Source organism: Pandoraea pulmonicola, from assembly GCF_000815105.2.
Classification (GTDB): Bacteria; Pseudomonadota; Gammaproteobacteria; order Burkholderiales; family Burkholderiaceae; genus Pandoraea; species Pandoraea pulmonicola.
The window spans coordinates 4,847,244-4,866,736 of the sequence record NZ_CP010310.2 but is presented as its reverse complement, the minus strand read 5'-3'; the positions used below and the strand labels follow the sequence as shown (position 1 = coordinate 4,866,736).

At 61.8% G+C, this 19,493-nt stretch carries 16 protein-coding genes and 1 pseudogene; 10 read left to right on the top strand and 7 right to left on the bottom strand.

Going from position 1 to position 19,493, the window contains the following annotated elements; genetic code table 11:
* Positions 1-29 precede the first annotated feature (29 nt).
* On the bottom strand, positions 30-1,241 hold the full coding sequence (locus RO07_RS20845) for a serine hydrolase domain-containing protein (RefSeq protein WP_237171311.1): 1,212 nt from the start codon (positions 1,239-1,241) through the stop codon (positions 30-32).
* A 30-nt stretch (positions 1,242-1,271) separates the two neighbouring features.
* On the bottom strand, positions 1,272-2,492 hold the full coding sequence (locus RO07_RS20840) for an MFS transporter (protein WP_418303728.1): 1,221 nt from the start codon (positions 2,490-2,492) through the stop codon (positions 1,272-1,274).
* A gap of 146 nt (positions 2,493-2,638) precedes the next feature.
* On the opposite strand from RO07_RS20840, the gene RO07_RS20835 reads away from it, so the two are divergent.
* Positions 2,639-3,550: a LysR family transcriptional regulator gene (locus RO07_RS20835; RefSeq protein WP_039405437.1), complete on the top strand. Its 912-nt coding sequence runs from the start codon at positions 2,639-2,641 to the stop codon at positions 3,548-3,550.
* 113 nt (positions 3,551-3,663) lie between these two features.
* Here the strand turns inward: RO07_RS20835 and RO07_RS20830 are convergent, their stop codons facing one another.
* Positions 3,664-4,230, bottom strand: coding sequence for a peroxiredoxin (locus tag RO07_RS20830; RefSeq protein WP_039405434.1), 567 nt, complete (start codon positions 4,228-4,230; stop codon positions 3,664-3,666).
* Positions 4,231-4,626: 396 nt separating this feature from the next.
* On the opposite strand from RO07_RS20830, the gene RO07_RS20825 reads away from it, so the two are divergent.
* Positions 4,627-5,613 carry a hypothetical protein gene (locus RO07_RS20825; protein ID WP_039405432.1) on the top strand — a complete coding sequence of 329 codons (987 nt, stop codon included), beginning with the start codon at positions 4,627-4,629 and terminating at the stop codon, positions 5,611-5,613.
* 241 nt (positions 5,614-5,854) lie between these two features.
* Here RO07_RS20825 and RO07_RS20820 read toward each other — a convergent pair.
* Positions 5,855-6,349, bottom strand: a pseudogene (locus tag RO07_RS20820) (helix-turn-helix domain-containing protein); the annotation flags it as partial.
* On the opposite strand from RO07_RS20820, the gene RO07_RS20815 reads away from it, so the two are divergent.
* Positions 6,330-6,719 (top strand): rhodanese-like domain-containing protein, encoded by a 390-nt coding sequence (locus tag RO07_RS20815; RefSeq protein WP_039405431.1) that lies wholly within the window; start codon positions 6,330-6,332, stop codon positions 6,717-6,719. The pseudogene RO07_RS20820 and the gene RO07_RS20815 sit on opposite strands and share 20 nt — an antisense overlap.
* A gap of 295 nt (positions 6,720-7,014) precedes the next feature.
* Positions 7,015-7,764, top strand: coding sequence for an SDR family oxidoreductase (locus tag RO07_RS20810; protein ID WP_039405430.1), 750 nt, complete (start codon positions 7,015-7,017; stop codon positions 7,762-7,764).
* A gap of 10 nt (positions 7,765-7,774) precedes the next feature.
* On the opposite strand, the gene RO07_RS20805 is transcribed toward RO07_RS20810, so the two are convergent.
* Positions 7,775-10,426 carry an autotransporter outer membrane beta-barrel domain-containing protein gene (locus tag RO07_RS20805; RefSeq protein WP_147284599.1) on the bottom strand — a complete coding sequence of 884 codons (2,652 nt, stop codon included), beginning with the start codon at positions 10,424-10,426 and terminating at the stop codon, positions 7,775-7,777.
* Positions 10,427-11,315: 889 nt separating this feature from the next.
* On the opposite strand from RO07_RS20805, the gene RO07_RS20795 reads away from it, so the two are divergent.
* The 4 genes from RO07_RS20795 to RO07_RS20780 all read left to right on the top strand — a co-directional run bounded on the left by RO07_RS20795 (position 11,316) and on the right by RO07_RS20780 (position 13,998).
* Positions 11,316-11,957: an alanyl-tRNA editing protein gene (locus RO07_RS20795; protein WP_039405428.1), complete on the top strand. Its 642-nt coding sequence runs from the start codon at positions 11,316-11,318 to the stop codon at positions 11,955-11,957.
* Between the two features lie 186 nt (positions 11,958-12,143).
* The gene (locus RO07_RS20790; RefSeq protein ID WP_039405426.1) at positions 12,144-12,725 is read left to right on the top strand and encodes a membrane protein; all 582 of its coding nucleotides are present in this window, start codon (positions 12,144-12,146) and stop codon (positions 12,723-12,725) included.
* Between the two features lie 45 nt (positions 12,726-12,770).
* On the top strand, positions 12,771-13,298 hold the full coding sequence (locus RO07_RS20785) for a GNAT family N-acetyltransferase (protein WP_052266762.1): 528 nt from the start codon (positions 12,771-12,773) through the stop codon (positions 13,296-13,298).
* Positions 13,299-13,479: 181 nt separating this feature from the next.
* Positions 13,480-13,998, top strand: a complete 519-nt coding sequence (locus RO07_RS20780; RefSeq protein ID WP_039405424.1) for a 2'-5' RNA ligase family protein — start codon at positions 13,480-13,482, stop codon at positions 13,996-13,998.
* Between the two features lie 181 nt (positions 13,999-14,179).
* Here the strand turns inward: RO07_RS20780 and RO07_RS20775 are convergent, their stop codons facing one another.
* Together RO07_RS20775 and RO07_RS20770 are read right to left on the bottom strand one after the other, a co-directional pair.
* The gene (locus RO07_RS20775; protein ID WP_039405422.1) at positions 14,180-15,625 is read right to left on the bottom strand and encodes an NAD-dependent succinate-semialdehyde dehydrogenase; all 1,446 of its coding nucleotides are present in this window, start codon (positions 15,623-15,625) and stop codon (positions 14,180-14,182) included.
* An 87-nt stretch (positions 15,626-15,712) separates the two neighbouring features.
* Positions 15,713-16,852 (bottom strand): iron-containing alcohol dehydrogenase, encoded by a 1,140-nt coding sequence (locus tag RO07_RS20770; protein WP_039405420.1) that lies wholly within the window; start codon positions 16,850-16,852, stop codon positions 15,713-15,715.
* A 121-nt stretch (positions 16,853-16,973) separates the two neighbouring features.
* Between RO07_RS20770 and RO07_RS20765 the strand changes: the two genes are divergently transcribed.
* Complete coding sequence (locus RO07_RS20765; protein ID WP_039405418.1) at positions 16,974-17,912, top strand: LysR family transcriptional regulator; 939 nt, start codon at positions 16,974-16,976, stop codon at positions 17,910-17,912.
* 214 nt (positions 17,913-18,126) lie between these two features.
* Positions 18,127-19,470, top strand: coding sequence for an MFS transporter (locus tag RO07_RS20760; protein WP_039405416.1), 1,344 nt, complete (start codon positions 18,127-18,129; stop codon positions 19,468-19,470).
* Positions 19,471-19,493: the final 23 nt, after the last annotated feature.

The window sequence follows — 19,493 nt, the reverse complement described above, 5'->3', positions numbered from 1 at the left end:
CTCGTCGAATCGCGGAATTGACGAAGCTTTCACCGCATCCCGCCTGCTCTCCCATATATGGCTTTGGCAAGCTCATCGGGGAATCGCCCGCCGGGCGACTGTCCTTCCAGACCCGCATTGGTGAAAGCGACGACGGTCAGTTCGTTGGTACGGTCGACGAACCATGAATGTCCATAGGCGCCGCCCAGACGCCACGTCCCCATCGGTTCGGGCGAGTTGGCGGCGACCGGATCGCGCAGCACCGTGAAGCCGAGGCCGAAACCGCGGCCTGGCCACGGCAGGAGATCCATGCCCGGCGTCTGGTCCGTCGCCATCGCCTTGACCTGAGCCGCCGACAGCAGCGGTGCGCCGCCCTTGCGCAGCGTTTCCAGAAGGGCGAGCAGATCCTCGGCCGAGCCGATCATGCCTGCGCCTCCCGAGGCGAAGACCCGATCTTCGAAAGCCCGCGCCAGCGACATGCGCATCCCGTCCGCGCCTTCAATGAAGGGCAGTGGAATCACTTCGAAGTCGGTCATGCGACGGGACGCGTCGCCCTCGTTGACATACCCTGCCGCGAGGCGTCTGGGATCGGCGACGGCAAAGCCGGTGTCCGCCAGACCCAACGGCCCCGTCACCAACGCTTGGATCGCTTCGGCCAGTGGCATGCCAGACGCCCGTTCGATCACGAGTCCGAGCACATCCGTCGCGAGCGAGTAGGTCCAGGCGGTGCCCGGCGCGAACAGCAGCGGCACGGTGCCGATGCGCCGGACATTCTCTTCCAGCGATAGCTCGGCGATGTCCATCCCGTCGGATACGCCGGCGCGGTGATATGGCCCGTCCGCAGGTTCGAGAAAGCCATAGCCCAGACCCGCGGTATGGCTGAGCAAGTGGCGGATGGTGATGTCGGGGAAGTCGACGGCTGGCGATGCCGGCCGAAAATCGGGCAGCCATCTCGTGACTGGCGCATCGAGGCTGAGCCGCTCGTGCTCGATCAGCACCATTGTCGCGACCGATACATAGACCTTCGACACGGATGACAGACGGAACAGCGTGTGCGGCGCCAGCGGGCGACCGGCTTCGCGGTCGGCGTACCCGGCGGCACGGGAATAGATCGTCTCACCATCCTTGGCGATAAGGACGGCGGCGCCCACCACGCGCTGTTGCGCAATGGCAGTGTCAATGACGGCATCGACGCGCTCGGTCAGGCCGTAAAGCGGCGGGATGGAGGGAAATGGGAGGCCATTGGCCAAAGCGTGGGGCACGGGAAGCTCCAGAGCGTTGAGGGAGTCGGATCAGCGGGAAGGGGTGGCAGGAAACCCATTTCGGCGCGCGGCGCAGACCACGACAAAGGACAGGGCTAGCAGGAAAAGCATGGCCGGGGCGAAGGCGCCGACGCCTGCCTTGTCGAGCAGCAGCCCGCCAATGAATCCGCCACCCGCGATCGCCATGTTCCAGGCGGTAACGAGCATGGATTGCGCGATGTCGGCGGCGTCGCCGGCGGCCTTGGCGAGTGCGGTTTGGAAGAGCGTGGCGCCGCCGCCGAAGGCGAGTCCCCACACGGCGACAGCGCCATAGATCGTGGCGGGATGATCGCCCCAGACGCCGAGTGCGAGCGCGGAAAGACCGAACAGCAGCGTGCTGGCGAGGGTCAGTGCACGCAGATGGCGATCGATCAAGACACCGACGATCCAGATGCCGATCAGCGAGACGATGCCGAAGATCAGCAGGACCAGATCCGTCCGTTCGGCCATCCCGGCAACCGTCAGAAACGGCGCGATATAGGTGTAGAGGATGTTGTGCGCCAGCACGAATGCCAGTACCGCGAACAGGACGGGACGTATGCCTGGCATGGTGAGCACGCGTCCGAGTGGCAGGCGCTCACGCCTCGCCTGTCCGGGGAAGTCCGGCACCTCGGCCCGTACCCAGACCATCAGGGCCAGCGCCAACAGGGTCATGATGCCAAAACAGGCGCGCCATCCCACGACCGCGCCGAGAAAGGTGCCGGCGGGCACACCGAGCGACAGCGCCAATGGCGTCCCTACCATGGCAATCGCGATGGCGCGCCCCTTCTGGTGCTCCGGGACCATGCGCGCGGCGTACCCCGCCAGCAGCGCCCATAGCAGCCCCGCCGACACGCCGGCCAGGAGCCGGGCCACCATCGTCAGCGCAAAACTCGTGGAAAACGTCGTGACCATGTTGGCGATGGCAAAGCCCGCGATGGCGGCAAGCAACAAGGGCCTGCGCCGTACCCCCTGCGTGGTGGCAATCAATGGAATGGCGGCGAGCAGGGAACCCATCGCATAGAGGGTGACCAGCTGGCCTGCCAGCGATTGCGAAACTGCCAGCTCCGCGCCGATCTGCCGCAGCAAGCCGGCTGGCAGCGCTTCGGTCAGGATGGTGACGAATCCTGCCAAGGCCAGGGCCAATAGGGATGCAATGGGAAACCGGTCCGGACCTTGAGATCCTTCGAGGGCTTCGCCACCGTTGCCGAGAATTCCTGTTCCTGTCGAAATTGTCATGACTCACCTGTTCAGAGCGCCGATTGCATGCGCACCACCGCGCGTGCAGAGCAGGCGATCACCTTAAGCTGCGGGTGAGCACGAGACAATAATGCTAATGTTCAGAACATATCGGACAAATATTCTTGAATTGACGTGATATGGAATCGCTCAACGGTATTGCGTTCTTCGTGCAGGCAGCGGAAACCCGCAGCTTTTCAGAGGCTGGGCGCAATCTTGGTGTCTCGTCCTCGGCAGTCGGAAAGAGCGTCGCCCGACTTGAAGAGCGTCTGGGCGTCCGTCTGTTTCACCGCAGCACGCGCAGCATTACGCTGACAGCTGAAGGCACTCTGTTTCTGGAGCGCTGCCGGCGCGTCTTGTCCGAACTCGAGGCGGCCGAGTTGGAACTGTCGGAAACACGTCAGGCCCCACAGGGGCGACTGCGCATCAGCCTGCCTTTGGTGTTCAGATTGATCATGCCCGTCCTGACCGCCTTCATGCATCGCTACCCGGCCATTGAGCTGGATGTGGATTTCTCGGATCGGCTGGTGGATGTCATCGAGGAAGGATTCGATGCCGTCGTGCGGACCGGCGAGCCGACGGACTCGCGTCTGATGTCCCGTCCGCTCGGGACATATCGGCTGGTACTGGTCGCGTCGCCCGATTACCTGTCCCGCCATGGCAGGCCGCTGATTCCCGCCGATCTCGCCGCCCACTCTTGTCTGCAGCACAAGTTCCCCAGTACCGGCAAGCTTGAAGCCTGGCCGCTGAAGCGCACGGATGCGCAGCCGGACGTGGCGCTTCCGGCCACCATGGTCTGCAATACCTCCGAGGCACTGCTGGATGTTGCCAAGGATGGCCTGGGTATCGCTTGCCTGCCCGATTTCATGGTGCGCAGCGCTCTGGAGCAGGGAGAACTCACCACCGTTCTGGACAAACATGTCGAACACCAAGGCACCTTCCGCCTGCTTTGGCCTTCCAGCAAGCACCTGGCGCCGAAACTACGCGTGTTCATTGACTTCATGGCCGAGGGGCTGTTTGCTGACCAGAGCTTTGGAATACGGCAGCGATAGCGTGGTGGACGTCGCCCCTGCGGCAATCGGCCATAGGATCGCGAGAGCGACCGTTTCATAATCGGCAGGGATCTCCGGCAGACGGGAATGCAGTTGCCAGCGCGAGAGATAAGTCAGTTACGTCGTTGTTCCAGCCATTTCAAGACGTCTTCGGCATTCTTGTCTGGCGGAAAAACAGGATAGAACACGTGCTCTATCACGCCATTCCTGACGATCAATGTGAGGCGCTTGGGCAGCAGCATGCCGCCCGCTTCGAACGTGGGAAGCGAGAGTGCGTTTGTGAAGGCTCGATCGTGATCGGACAACAGGGGAAAGGGCAAGTGCAGGCGCTTTACCCCTTCACGCTGATCGGATGTGTGTTGCGTCGACAAGCCGAAGATGTGCGCGGCGCCGGCAGCCGCCAGTTCTTTCGCGTGGTCTCGAAACGCGCAAGATTGAGGCGTGCAGCCCGGTGCGCCTGGAATCGTGAACCATCCCTCGGTGATGGGCTGATCGGGGTGGTGCATGCGAGGAAATGCGTAGATGACCGTACGGCCACTCAAGCGCGAAAGATCGACAACATTACCGTCGGTCGATATCAGTGCCACATGCGGAAGCGGTTTACCCGGCAGGTGTTGAGTCGATCCGTCGTCGATGGGGGTGGGTACCGTCGACCAGTCTACGGAAAAGACATCGCTCACAAATCCTCCTTCTATTCAAGTCGATCAATACGGGCGACGAAGTCAGCCATGGAGTCACGAAAGCCTCAGTGTGCTCTGTGCATGCCAGGGAATCACTAGTAGGGGGATCTGTTTGATGGCGAGCAAGAGGCCGCTCAGGGGTGCAAACCGGCTTCCGTGGACGATGGAAATCGGCTAACTCCTGCCGTTTGCCTTTCTGTGAGCGAAATTCCTCAAACGTTGGTTCCACGTCAATTAGCGACCGTTTCATTAACGATCTGCTCGACGAGCTACCCGTACCGGACCTGCCTACCGTTCACCTGGGTTGAGATGGTTACTATATGCTGCTCACGGAGCATCCGCGCAATGTAATACGACCAAATTGGATTTCGAAGTCGGACTGACCTACACGAAGATATGCGGGCCATCACCTACGAAAACACGACGACAACGCTTCCCGGCTGGGTATCAACGGTTCACAAGGACCAGCCCCGAGGCTATGCCTATGCAAACGCCGGTTACAACATCCACATCTACGGAAAGGGCGATTCGCTATACACGATTTCTACGGGCCTGACCGCAAGCCAAGGTGTTGCAGGTGTCCCGGTTGAGGACTGGGCAAAGAAGGCATTTGGCTCCGCGAATCCATCCCTGATGCAGCGCGAAGTTGGAGAAGTAATAGCAGGTGTTTGGCGACCGGGGCTGTTCACGACAACGGAGATACATCAGGCGCTGCAGACAAGCCAGTACGAACAGCGTACTGCCGAGCAGGCTTTGCGGATACTCGTCGAGAAGCTCGATGAGATACTACTGTTTATTGAGCCATCGCCGACTGGCCTCAAGTCATACGGTCATAAGACTCGTGAGTTGTTGATCCTCGCGTGTACCGAGGTTGAAGACAGTTGGGGGCGCTATCTTGCGCTTGCAGGGCACTCCACAGGCCGATTAACAACAAATCACTACGTGCGGTTACTTGGCCCGTTGCACCTCGCTGAGTACGAGATCGCGTTCGCACTTTTCGATGGGCTACCACCACTTCGGCCATTCCACGGTTGGTCGTCTACCAGTCCGACGGCGACTTTGCCTTGGTATGACGCGTATAACAAAACAAAGCATGATCGTGCTACATATTTCCCCCTGGCGACGCTGGAGAACTGCCTTCATGCGCTCGCTGCCGCCATCGCGATGTTCTGTGCCCGGTATAGTCCCTTCCCTTTGATTGCGGAGCAAAGCTCGCTTTCGGCCTTGGTGCGGCAGCACATTACGATCCAGCTTCGTGATCCAGACCTGCTGTCTTTCTACGTGCCTCTAATAAGTTTGCCCAGGACATACACAAAGAATCTAATCTGCACTGGCACCAGTGAATTCGTCGCCCCGTGGGTGCAAGGTCCTTTAGTCGTCTAGCCGTTGCGCTCGCGCGAATGCGCTGATTCCGGAACCAGTGCCTCGATTGTGAATCCGGGAAAAAATTCCATATCCGCAGGGTGACAGTCACGCGACTTCTAATCAACGAATGTCCGTTTTTCGCTCGGCGACGGTGCAAATGATCGAGTAATCTGGATGACGGCAATGGGTCGAAAGCGTCCCTTAACGACCCGCGGCTACCGATCGTAATCGTCCTCCGGACAAGTTCCGGCTTTACCCATTAAACCTTCCGCGTCCGAGCGTCATGACCAAACTTCTCCCGATAGGCGGTCGGACTCGTATGGGCGATGCGTCGGAAGTGTCTGCGCATCGATTCTTCCGATCCGAAACCAGCCAGCTCGGCGATGTGCACCATCGGCATGGACGGTTGCGCTTCGAGTAACTCTCGCGCCACCGCCACACGTTCGTGCGTCAGCCATTCATAGGGCGCCATGCCGGTAGCGTCCTGAAAATGCCGCTGCAAGGTGCGTGGACTCATCGCCGCCCGTTCGGCAAGCGAGCGCAGAGTGTGCGGTAGGGCCGGGTGTTGGCGTACCCAGTCGATCAACTTCGCCAGCCGTCCGCTTTCGTCGCGCGGCATTGGTCGCGGCACAAACTGTGCCTGACCGCCCTCGCGGTGTGGAGGCACCACAAGCCGCTGGGCAACACGATTGGCCACTGCGCTTCCGTAATCCCGTCGTACCAGATGGAGGAGCATGTCGAGCCCCGCCGCCGAGAGCACCGCGGCACTTGCCCACTTCCGCGCGTCGCTGCAATTTGAAACCGATTGCTCCGATGTTGCCAGTGCACTGGCCAGCGGATCGCCCGGCTTCGTGTTGCTCGACGTTCGAAGTCCGGCGCTGTTTGCTTGCGGCCACATTCCTGGCGCCGTGAACTTGATGCACGGCAAGATCATCGCGTCGAAGCTCGCCGATTATTCGCACGACACGCTCTTCGTCACCTACTGCGCGGGACCGCACTGCAATGGCGCAACGCGAGGCGCCATTCGGCTGGCTCAGTTGGGACGACCAGTGAAGGTGATGATCGGCGGCGTTACCGGATGGCTCGACGAAGGTTTCGACCTTGCAGTGAGCAAACTTGAGTGATCGATCCGAGCGGGCGTTGATGAGGAGCTTGCGCACAAGGATCGGCAAAGCCCCTTCGGTGATCCAACTGCCGCGTCGGGTCATCAATGTAGGCCGCAGCAGATGATAGAAATCGGCCAACTCGAGACGGTCGACGTCGTGTAGCAGAGCGATCGACAATCGGCGACGGCACTATTGTCAAAGAAAACTCGGGGAGTGTGCTCGTGGACGCGCAGCGAATTTGACAACAAGAAACGGATTGTTGCACCGTCCGTCACCCCGTAGCCTTCGATCTTCCACTTACAGGAGATCAATCATGGGCATGCTGAAGAACAAGGTGGCCATCGTCACAGGCGCATCATCGGGGATCGGTCGTGCTGCCGCGCTGCTATTCGCTGCCGAGGGGGCAGCTGTTGTATTGAATGCCAGGGGCAGGTCGGCTCTGGAAGACGTGGCGGAAGCCATCCGCGCGAAGGGAGGAAAAGCACATATCGTGGCCGGTGATGTCAGTCAGTGGGAGACGCATATGGAAATGGTCAGCGAATGCGTTGAGGTGTTCGGCGGCTTGGACATCGCGTTCAACAATGCGGCAATGATCGGACCGATAAAACCGCTTGCGGACGTTGCTGTGACGGAGTGGCAGGAGACGCTCGCCGCAAATCTGACGTCAGCCTTCCTTGGAAGCCGCTACCAGATTCCAGCCATGCTCGAACGGGGCGGCGGCTCGATTATTTTCACGTCGAGCTTTGTCGGCACAAGCGCCGGGCTTCCCGGCATGGCGGTTTACGGCGCCACGAAAGCGGGACTGATGGGGCTGGTCAAGGGAATTACCTCAGACTATGCAGAAAAGGGAATCAGGGCCAATGCACTTCTGCCTGGTGGCGTCGACACTGCGATGGCAGGCGACCAGGCCCAGAAAGACTGGGCTGCCAGTCTTCATGCCATGAAGCGGATCGCACAGCCGGAGGAAATCGCCGGAGTCGCCCTGTTCCTTGCCAGCAACATGTCGAGTTTTGTTGCTGGCTCTGCATTGTTCGCTGACGGCGGAAACTCTGCAGTAAAGTAACCGCGCAAAGTCAGAACAATTGACGCAACCGCAGTGTGCCGGCTTGTGACACCAGGCCGCCACCCACTTGCAGCTCATAGCGTGCCGTTACGCTCAAATTGTTGGCACGCAGGAGCGTAAGGCCAGCCTGCACCACGGCCAGATCCGACACCGGATGCGCGCTCAGCGACGTGAAGGCGGCGGCGCCGGTCGGATCTGCGACAAAGCGCGCGTTGGTGGCGTTGCGCGAGTTGTCGTACTGGTGGCGCCATCCCACCTGCAACTCCGGTACGAGGGTCCCATGGACGGTCGGGAACTCGCGGGAGATCTTTACACCGAAGTCGCTGGTTACCGAGGTGGTGTGCGCTGCGTCGACTGCCAACGCGGCGCCATTACCGCCGGACTCAGTGTAGGCACTCTGATGCAAGTAGCTATACGTCAAGGATGCTATCGGCGTCACCGTGGCGAAGCGCAACGCCAGCGGATAGCCGGCCTCGGCGCGAACCACGTACTGCGTGCCGTTGAACCTGCCGTTTGCACTGCCGGAGAAGCCGGTGAAGTCGATGGTGCGGCTCGTGTCGTAGCGCTGTTGCACCACGCCGGCGGACAGGTTGGCGTACCACGCGCTGGCGATGTAGCTTGCGTACCCCACCAAGCCGAAGGCGTTGACGCGAGTGCGATTGCCTGCGGTGTTGCCGGTGCTGTCGATGGTGGTGTTGCTGTAGCTGAAAACTCCCCCGGCACGCCAGGCGTCGTTGATCGCGCGATCGGCGCCAATCAGGAAGCCGGCGAAGTTCGCGCTGTACCCATCGATCATGTCGTGTTCGCCTTGGCTCGCGCGACCCCCAAACGCCTGTCCCCAAACGCCCCACGCTGGAGGCGCTTCTCCCGTGGACACGCCGCTGCCGCCGTCTGCCCCCGCAAGACGCATCCCGTCGCTGCGCCCCGCGATAATGTTCAGGACGCTGAAGGTCGGTGCCGACACGGCCTGGCTGATCGCCCCCGGCGACGACGGGTTCAGTTGCGCGCCGGCGCGGTTGGCCGAGGCCGTACTCCCGAGATTCAATGCCTGCCCGGCGTTGAACAGGTTCAACAGCGCCGGGTCGCTAATGCCGGTGTATTTGGCCAAGCCTGCGAGCGCGGCAATGGCGTTGGGTGTCGTGGCGCCCGCCCTTGGCGGGGCAGGGGGCGTTTCAGGCGTGATGACCGGGGGTGTCGGCGGCGGCGGGAACGGTGTCGCGCTGACCACGGTCACCACCAGATCGCTGCGACCACCGGCCGTCACGTTGGCGCCGGTCAAAACCGACTTATAACCCCGGATGCTGTAGGTCAGCGTGCCTTCGTTGTAGTTTGTACCGGCGCTCGCCGCGTCCACGACCACGAACCGCTGGCCTGGAGCAAACGCGTAGCTCTGACTGGACAGCGCAACCGTTGCTCCCGGGCTGATCAGAGCGCTGCCGGACACGACGAGACGCCCGTAGCCGGTATCGGCCATCAAGCCCTTGGCGCTCGCACCAGCACTCACGCCTATCAGTAACGTGGCAGCAGCGCCCTGATTGTAGTTGCCGGTGATTGTCATCGGCGCGTTGACCTTCAGCGTCGCGCCGGTGTTGTTTACCGCGTGGGCGCCGACATTGATGCTGTCGTTGAGCACCAGGTTTCCGGCACCGAACACCACGTTGGCGTCGATATTGGTGATCTTTCCGATGCCACCGATGGCGCCGTCGGTGTAACCCGTGAGCGTGCCGAATGCGCCGACCGCGCCGCTCGTGTCGCCGTTGATGGTGAGATTCTGTGACGTGAGGTTCGCAATGTTCCCGGCGATCACGCCGGAGTTGGCGATGACACCGAGCGTTCCCTCGTTGCCAATGGCATACATGGCGCTGCCACTGATGGTGCCACTATTGATCAGCGTACCGATAGTGCCGCTATTCCCGATCCCGGCGGCCCCACCAGTGATATTGCCGCTGTTGTTCAGCGTACCAATCGTGCCGTCGTTAGTTATCCCGCTGGAAATGGTGCCACTGATGTTGCCACTGTTGGTGAGTGTGCCGACATAGCCGGAAATCGCGACGCCGGTAATGCCGCCGGTGATGGTGCCGCTGCGAGCATTGTTCAGCGTGCCGACGGACTCATAGCTTATGAAGCCCATGCCGTTATCGCTATCGGTGCCGCGGATGATGCCGCTGTTTACCAGCGTGCCAATGGTTCCTCCTACGTTAAAGATCCCGACGTTGGAACCGTCGATCGTGCCTCCGTTGGTCAGCGTCGCAATGGTGCCACCGTTCGAAATGCCGGTTGCTCCACTGATGAGGCCACTCGAGTTGTTGGTGAGCGAGGTAATCAGGCCGCTGTTGAGGACGATGCCATAGCCATAGCCTAGACCGATGATCTTTCCGCTATTGACGAGAGAACCGATGGTACCGGTGCTTCCACTGCTATTTAGGATCCCTACTAATTCACCGATGACAGTGCCGGAACTTGAATTGTTCAGCGTACCGATGTAATCATTGTTTCTAATGCCGCTGCTGCTGTTAACGTCGCCACGCCCCCAGATAGTGCCGCTATTGTTCAGTGTGCCAATGGTGCCGTCGTTCGCAACGCCAATACCGATGCCGCTAGGCGCGCGGAACGAAGGATTGCTTCCCCCGGGTCCCCACGACTCCCCCGTCGCCTCCAGCACCGATGATGGCGCCGTTGTTTGTCAGCAGGGAAATGATGCCGGTGTTGCTCACACCGGCACCCAGCCCCCCATTCCCTCCTATCCCCGGCGCTCCGTTGGTCCATGCCCCCCCGTTTCCACCGTTCCCGCCCGTTCCCCCTGTGCCTTGAATTGTGCCGTCGTTGCGCAATGCCGCGATGGTGCCTGAGTTGGATGCGCCGAGCCCTTGACCGCCAATGCCGCCCGCTCTACCGGGAGTTCCGGGGGTGGGCGAGCCATTCGCACCGTTGGCGCCGACAGCGCCTGTCGACGCGATGGTGCTGCTGCTGGTCAGCGTGCCGACTGAGGCAGTAACGTTGATGCCGGCGCCATTCACCACTTGAACGGGACTCGTTACGGAACAATCGCCGGATGTCCACTGCACCGTGGCACTCGTTGGCGTGGTGATCGAGCAGGAGATTGGGGTTGCGCTCGCCAGTGGAGCAATGGACGCCAAGGTTGAAGCAATGGCCAAAGGCAATTTTTTTTGTTTTAGCTTGCGCTTGTGCGGCATTTTGGACGGTCTCTCGTAGCGGATGTTTGGTGTTATTTGCGAGCACCTGCATCCTATGCCGTGCACCGTCCAGTCGAAGCCGATCTGTTTTGCGGGAGTGCCGATTTGTTTTGCTGGATGGAAAAATATCTTTGGGGATGAGGGAAATCAAAGCGAAGCCGCTTCTCTTCACCGGATACGCACGCATGCTCAATGCCGGTGAAAGCACTATCAAGTGTCGACCGCAAGACAAAGGAATCTCGATGGGGACCATTTCGAACGACGCAATTGTGGCGTTTCCGTCGCAAGAACGTACAAGCCGAGACACAGCCTCTTTCAGTATCCTGATTGATGACTTCAGGAACAATTGGATTGGCAATGACGCGAAAAGTCTTCTGGATTGACCCCTATCGAACGACTCTGGATGCTGTTGTGACTTACGTGAATGGCGATCAGGTTCGGGTCGATTCGACGATTTTCTTTGCGTTTTCTGGTGGGCAGGAAAGCGACGCCGGTTCGTTTGGCGGATTTCCCGTCGTCAAGGCGGAAAAGCGAGGGATCGACATCGTATACACCTTGCCGCAAGGCCATACACTGCGAGTCGGAGACGTTGCCACGTGGCAAATCGACTGGGATCGACGGTATCGGCTGATGCGTCTGCACTTCGCCGCCGAAATGGTTTTGCAACTGGTATATCGGCTGCGGCCCGGTATTGAGCGAATTGGTGCGCATATATCGCAAGACAAGGCTCGGATCGATTTCGCCAGCGATGCAAGTCTCCTGTCATCGTTTGCCGAAATCGAATCGGCAGCGGCATATCTGACGAAGCGGGATCTGCCGATCGTGACCGATTACAGCGATGTCCAGGCGCAGCGCAGATTCTGGAAGGTCGACGGTTTTGCGACGATGGCATGCGGCGGGACGCATCCGAGATCAACGGGCGAAATCGGCGCGCTGAGACTCAAACGAAAAAATCAGGGCAAGGGAAAAGAACGAATCGAGATCACACTCGCTGAATAGCTGTATAGTTTCGCGCAGTTGAGTGATCGTCTTTCAACAACATTCGGCGGCCATGGACGGCCGCTAGGAAAATCTCCGAGATGGGGAGAGGCGGGCGGGCGAACGGAGGGGAGCGACCAATTGCGGCCCCCCATACTCGCATCCCGACGCACGCTACAACGCAGCCCCTTGCAGGACAGCCAACCCATGAAAATCCGCCGCCAACTGCTTCTAGGATTTGTCATCATCGCCACCGCATTACCCATTGCGGCATTGGCGTTCGTCAAACCGCTGCGCGTTGCCGTGCCGACGCTGATGCCTGGCATCACGTGCGTGGGCGCCAGGATCTGCATCGACGATGTCTCGAGGCTGGCTGCAGCAGAAAGGCTGTACGCGGATGGCTCGGCGGTCGCGAGCAAAGCTGTCGGACAATTTCGGCTGGCACCGCGCATGATTTTCTGCGTCACCTCGCAGTGCGCGGACATGTTCGGCCTGGGCGCACGCGCGGCGGAAGCCGTTGGCGACGTCGGCCTCATCGTGGCGCCGCGCGGCTGGAAGACCTTCTACGTCGCCCACGAGCTGATCCATCATCGCCAAGCCGAGGAACTTGGCAATCTGGCACTGTTTACCAAGCCGAAATGGTTGATCGAGGGCATGGCTTATTCCTTGAGCGAGGATCCGAGGCATCCACTTGGCGGACTGCTCGAAGCATGGCGGTCCCAGTTCGAAGCCTGGCGGGCGGACCACACCGCAGGAGACTTCTGGGAGATGGTGAAGAAAGCCGACTGACCTGACAGTGCCTCTTGATGCCGACCTCGGGGAAGCCGATCATCCGTGAACACAACCGCTCCCACACTACGCCCGATCGACCGCCGCCAGCCGGACGACGTTCAGCGTCTGCAATCCGTGCTCGAAGGGGCGCCTGGATATAGCCTGATAGTCGAAGGCAAGCCGCCCGCGCCAAACGCGGCCGTTGACGTCCTCGACGCACTGCCGCCCGGCAAGGACGCCACGGACAAGTTCGTCTACGAAGTCGCTTGCGACGCCCAAGCCATCGGATGTCTGGAGATGGTCAGGCACTATCCCGAGACCGGCGTCGCTTTCATCGGGCTGCTGCTGTTCCGCGAGATTTATCAGGGAAGAGGTTTCGGCCCGCAGGCAGTGCGCTTCGCGGAAGCCGTCGCCAGCCATTGGCAATGCCATGTATTGCGCCTTGCCGTTCTCGACACGAACCCACGAGCGTTCGACTTCTGGAAGCGGGAGGGTTTCGTCGAATTGCTTCGCAAACCGGCGATGGGATTCGCCGGTCGAGCGATCGTGATGGAGCGTTTAATGCCGGCTGTAGCGTCCAACGCTGGTTGAGCCTGACGCAGCCGCCGCGCTTTCGCACTGCATAATCCCGCATAGGTTGCGCAACAGCGCCTCGCCGCCATCGCGCGGAAAAACACCCACGTCCGATCTCCCGGCACGGGCAGTCCAAGAGAATGCCTGGATGTTATCGAACAGCGCATGGCATCCTCATCAATCAAGGAGCACAGCCGACATGGCAACGTCAGCGTTCGTGGTGAAAGTCCCGGAAGCGGAGCCGATGGTGGCGGATCTTCGGCAGCAATACGACCCGAGCACGCGCGTCGGCGTCCCGGCGCACATCACCGTTCTCTACCCGTTCATGGCGCCCGAGCACATCACGCCGAGCGTGCTTTCGCAGGCCCATCGCGTCTTCTCGTCAATCCCGGCTTTCTCGTTCAGGCTCGACGCCGTCGGGTGTTTCGACAAGCGAGTCGTATTCCTGCGCCCCGCCGTACCCGACCCCTTTGTGGCGCTGACCACGGCCATCGCCGGCGAATTTCCCGACTATCCACCGTTCGGCGGGCGTCACTCCGAGATCGTTCCGCACCTCACCGTTTCCGTCGAACCGGATGTCGTCGACCCGGTGTCGTCGGCATTGCATCGGCGACTGCAAGGGGCCGTGGGTATCGAGTCACGCTGCACCCATATCACGCTGCTGGAGAATTCGTCAGGACGGTGGGTGGAGATGTGCAAACTCGATTTGCAGTCCTGATCCATGTCGCCGGCGAGTCAATCCAATGTCCCGCCACACGGTTGTGCATGATCCGCCAAGCAACGCCGTCATCACACGGATCCGCAGCCCACGGAAAACGAAAGCCCCGACATGTCGGGGCTTTCCGCTTGCATCGACCGCGTCCTGATCATTTCACGCGTGACCAGGCGCCGAGGCAGACTCATCCCGCCATGACCGACACTGCCTTGGTCACGAGGTAGGCTTCCATCGCTTCCGGTCCCCCTTCCGAGCCGTAGCCGGAGTCCTTCACGCCGCCGAACGGCATTTCCGGCGAGGGCGCCGCCGGCTGGTTGATCCACAGCATGCCGACTTCCAGTTGCTGCGACAGCAGGTGCACATTGCGGATCGATTCCGTGAACGCATAACCGGCCAGCCCGAACGGCAGACGGTTGGCTTCGGCGATCGCGTCTTCCAGCCTGTCGAAACCACGGATCGCGGCGACCGGGCCGAACGGCTCGTTGTTGAATACGTCGGCTTCGAGCGATACGTCCGTGAGCACCGTCGGCGCAAAGAAGTTGCCGGTCGAACCCACCCGCTCGCCGCCAGTGGCGATCGTCGCCCCCGTCTTGCGTGCGTCTTCGACGATGCGGCTCATTGCCGTCAGCCGTCGTGCATTGGCGAGCGGGCCGAGCGTCGTGCCTTCGGCCAGACCGTCACCGAGCTTCAGGCCTTCCGCGTGCTTGACCAGCGCCTTGGCGAATTCGTCCTTCACGCTGTTGTGCACGAGGAACCGCGTCGGCGAGATGCACACCTGACCGGCATTGCGGAACTTGGCGCCGCCCGCCGCCTTGACGGCAAGCGCCAGATCCGCGTCCTCGGCGACGATCACCGGCGCGTGACCGCCCAGCTCCATCGTCGCGCGCTTCATGTGCAGACCCGCGAGCGAGGCGAGCTGCTTGCCGACCGGCGTCGAGCCGGTGAACGTGACCTTGCGGATCACCGGATGCGGAATCAGGTAGCCCGAGATCTCGGCCGGATCGCCGAACACCAGACCGACCGTGCCCGCCGGCACCCCTGCCTCGACGAACGCTTGCAGCAGCGCAGCCGGCGACGCGGGAGTCTCCTCCGGCGCCTTGACGAGGAACGAGCAGCCGCTCGCGAGCGCCGCGCTCAGCTTGCGCACGACCTGATTGACCGGGAAATTCCACGGCGTGAAGGCCGCGACCGGGCCGATCGGCTCCTTGAGCACGAGCTGCTGAGCGTTCAGGTTGCGCGACGGCACGATGCGGCCATACACACGCAGCCCCTCGTCGGCGAACCATTCGATGATGCCGGCCGCCGCGAGCACTTCAAGACGGGCTTCGACGAACGGCTTGCCCTGTTCCTGCGTCATCAGGCGGCCGATGGCGTCGGCCCGCTCGCGCACCAGCGCGGCGGCCTTGCGCATCGTGCCGGCGCGCTCGACCGCGGGGATCTTGCGCCACGCGGCGAAACCGCGCTGCGCGGCTTCCAGCGCGCGATCGAGATCGGCAATGCCGGCGTGCGCAACCTTGCCGATCGTGTTGCCCGTCGCCGGGTTGACGACGTCGATCGTCTTGCCGCTGGCGGCGTCGCACCACTCGCCGTTAATCAGAAGGCGGGTGTCTGTATATCCTGCTGTGACCATGTCGGGTTTCCTTGAAGAGGAGCACAAAGCGGAAATCGGGGTGCCAGGGCCGCCCTGCGAAACGGGGCGGCGGCGCACCTCGTCACTTTACATCGAAGCTTCGAGCATCGTGCGGTAGTCCTGCGCGGAGGCGTCGCGCGGGTTGGTTTTATGACTGTGATCCTTCAGTGCGCCCTCGATGATGCGAGGAAACATTTCCTCTGTCACGCCAAGTTCCGCAAGACCTCGAGGCAAGCCCAGCGTGGCGGTCATCCTGGCGATCGCCGGGCCAACGTCGTCGCCCGAGGCCAACCCCATCGCCTGCGCAATGCGGTCGAGCTTCGCGTCTTCCCGCATCGACGGCGCTTCGCGATTGAAGGCGATCACCGCCGGCAGCAGGATGGCGTTGAGCGTGCCATGGTGCAGGCGCGGGTCGATGCCGCCGAGCGAATGGCTCAGGCTGTGCACGCAGCCGAGTCCCTTCTGGAACGCGAGCGCACCCTGCATGGACGCGCTCATCATGTTCAGGCGTGCCGTCCGGTCGCCGGGCTCGCGCGTGGCGCGCTCGATATGCCGCCAGGCGCGCCAGAGACCATCGAGCGCGATGCCGTCGGCCGGCGGATTGAAGGCCGGCGCCATGAAGGTTTCGATGCAGTGGGCAATGGCGTCCATGCCCGTCGCGGCCGTCAGTCCGGCAGGCAGGCCGAGCGTGAGCGCGGGATCGCAGATGGCCACGCGTGGCACGACGTACGGCGAAATCACGCCGACCTTGCGGCCGTCGTCAAGGATCAGGATCGCCCCGCGGCCGACTTCGCTGCCGGTGCCGGCGGTCGTCGGGATGGCGATGACCGGCGCCGTGGCCGACGTGATGCGCGCCGCGCCACCTTCGATGACGGCGAAGCTCTGCAGCGGACCTTCGTGCGTCGCGCACACGGCAACGCCCTTGGCCAGATCGATCGAGGAGCCGCCGCCCAGCGCGATCACGCCATCGCACTCGCCGGCCTTGTACATGGCCACCGCATCGCGCACCACCGATTCGTTCGGGTTGGGCGGCGTGCCGTCGAACACCGGCACGGGCGTTTTCGCAGCGAGGGCGGCGAGCACCGTATCGAGCAGGCCCGCGGCGCGAATGCCCGCGTCGGTCACGATCATCGGGCGACGAATGCCGACGCGCTCGCACTCGCCGGCCAGAAGACGGATCGAGTCGAAGCCGAACTGGATCTGCGTGATGTAGTTGATGAGGGACATGGTAGATGACGGAAAGTTATAGGAAGGCTATGCTCTTGCCGAGATTCCGCAGTGTATGTCTCATCGCAATGTCACGGAATTGACAGCATTTGATAGTGCTATAACTTTTTATCAATTCAGAATGACGCCGACCCTCAACTCGATCATCTCCCGCCTGCACGTGAAGCAGCTTCGCCTTCTGATTGCCATCGAAGAGCACGGCTCGCTGTTGGGGGCGGCCAGGCAACTCGCCATGACGCAGCCCGGTGCGAGCAAGGCGTTGCACGAGATCGAGACGACTTTCGGCGCGTCGCTGTTCGAACGCTCGAATCGCGGCCTCGAGCCGAACGCCGTGGGGCATTGCGTGATCCGGTACGCGCGTCTGATTCAATCCGATCTGGCGCACCTTCGCGAGGAGATGGTCGGCATCATGCGCGGCCACGGGGGCCGGGTGTCGGTCGGCGTGATCATGGGAGCGGTGCCGCTGTTGACCGACGCCGTCACGGTCGTCACCGAAGCGCAGCCGGACATGTCGATCGAGATCGTCGAGGACACGAGCGCCACGCTGCTCAGCCTGATCGATGCCGGCCGGCTCGACCTCGCCATTTGCCGCACGAGCGTGAGCCAGACGCCCTACCTCTATGACAGCACGTTCGTCCGCGACGAAACGCTGGCCGTCATCGCCAATACGGGGCACCCGCTCGCGCATGAGGCGCGCGTCTCGCTCGGCGACCTGACGGACTATCGGTGGGTCGTCTACCGCGCGAACATGCCGATGCGATTGCTGCTGGAGCGCGAATTCCACGATGCCGGACTGCGGTTTCCCGCTCATTTGCTGGAGACGACTTCCGCCTTCGCGACGGTGTCCCTGTTGCAGAAAAATCCATCGCTGGTGGCGCTCGTGTCGACCGACGTGGCGCGTTTCTATACTGGGCACGGCGTGGCGTGCACGCTGCCACTGCAACTCGCCTCGCGCAGCGAACCGTACGAACTTGTCACCCGTCGCGGTGCGCCCCTGTCGCACGGGGCACGGATGCTGATGGACGCCGTCGTCGCGCGCGGCGCCGAACGGAGCGAGTGATGCACGAAGCGGCTCGACGGGCGCGATGACCTCGATGGCCTCGATGGCCCCGACCACCTCGCGACGCAGCAGTATGCGCGTCCGGCATGGTGGTGTCGGACCCCGAAGGTTCCTGGAATAGCTAAAAGTTATATCGATAACGCAAACCGTCAGTGTACGGGTGCGATGCGCCTTTGTAGACTTCGTTCGTTCGCAAAATAACGAGGTGGAGACAATGAGCGGAATTGCGCCCAACAGCGCCGGCAATCCCGGGTTGACGGCAGACATCAAAGAAACCCTGGTTCCCGATGTCGAGCGCCGGCGTGCGCTGCTCGGGAGTGCGGTCGGCAGCACGATCGAGTGGTACGACTACTTCCTGTATGGAACGATGGCGTCCATCATCTTCGCGAAGCAGTTCTTCCCGAGCACCGATCCGCTGGTCAGCCAACTGCTGGCGTTGGCAGCGTTTGCGCTGGCGTTCGTCATTCGTCCGTTGGGCGGCGTGATCTTTGCCCACATCGGCGACCGGGTCGGCCGCAAGAAGACGTTGGCCATTACGCTGTCGATGATGGGCATGTCCACGGTATGCATGGGATTGCTGCCCAACTACGATCAGATCGGCGTATGGGCGCCGATCCTGCTGTCGCTCCTGCGCCTGATGCAAGGTCTGGCGCTCGGCGGCGAGTGGGGCGGGGGCGTTCTGCTGGCGGTCGAGTATTCGCCGCGCCATCGCCGCGGCTTTTACGGCGCGGTGCCGCAAACGGGCGCCGTGCTCGGTCTGGCGTTGGGCAACATCATCACGTCGGCGATGAGCAACACGATGAGCGATGCGGACTTCCAGAGCTGGGGCTGGCGCATTCCGTTCGTCGGCTCGATCGTGCTGGTGCTGGTCGGGATGTGGATCCGCAACGCGGTGGGGGAAACGCCATCGTTCAAGAAGATCCTGGCCACGCGCAGCCACGCCCGCATTCCGCTCACGGAAACGTTGCAGGATCACTGGCGCGTCGTGCTGATCGCCATCGGCGCCAAGGTCGTGGAGACGTCGACCTTCTTCCTGTACGCCACGTTCACGGTGTCGTACATGATCGGGCACGGTTTTCAGCGCTCGGAGATTCTGAACATCGTGCTGGTCTGCGCCTTGATTGCCTTCCCGTTCATGCTCTACTTCGGGCATCTGTCGGACAAGGTGGGACGCAAGAAGGTGTTCATCTACGGCAGCATGGCGTTCATCGTCTGGATCGCACCGTTCTTCTGGCTGCTGAACCAGAAGTCGATCGTGCTCGCGGCGCTGGCGGTGGGCGTGGGGCTGGGCGTGATCTGGACCACGTACGGTTCGATGATCGGCACGCTGCTGGCCGAGGCGTTTCCGGCGACGATCCGCTACACGGGCATGTCGCTCGGCTACCAGATCGGTGCTGCGCTGGTAGGCGGCCCGATGCCGCTGATCGCCACCGCGCTGGTCGCCTACTTCGGCGGCAGCTACGTGCCTGTGGTGATGTTCATGATCGCGTGTGCGCTGGTGTCGATCGTCGCGGTCGCCTGCGCGAAGGATCGCAGCGGCATGCCGCTGGACGATTGAACGTCGCTTGCCGGGGACCGTGG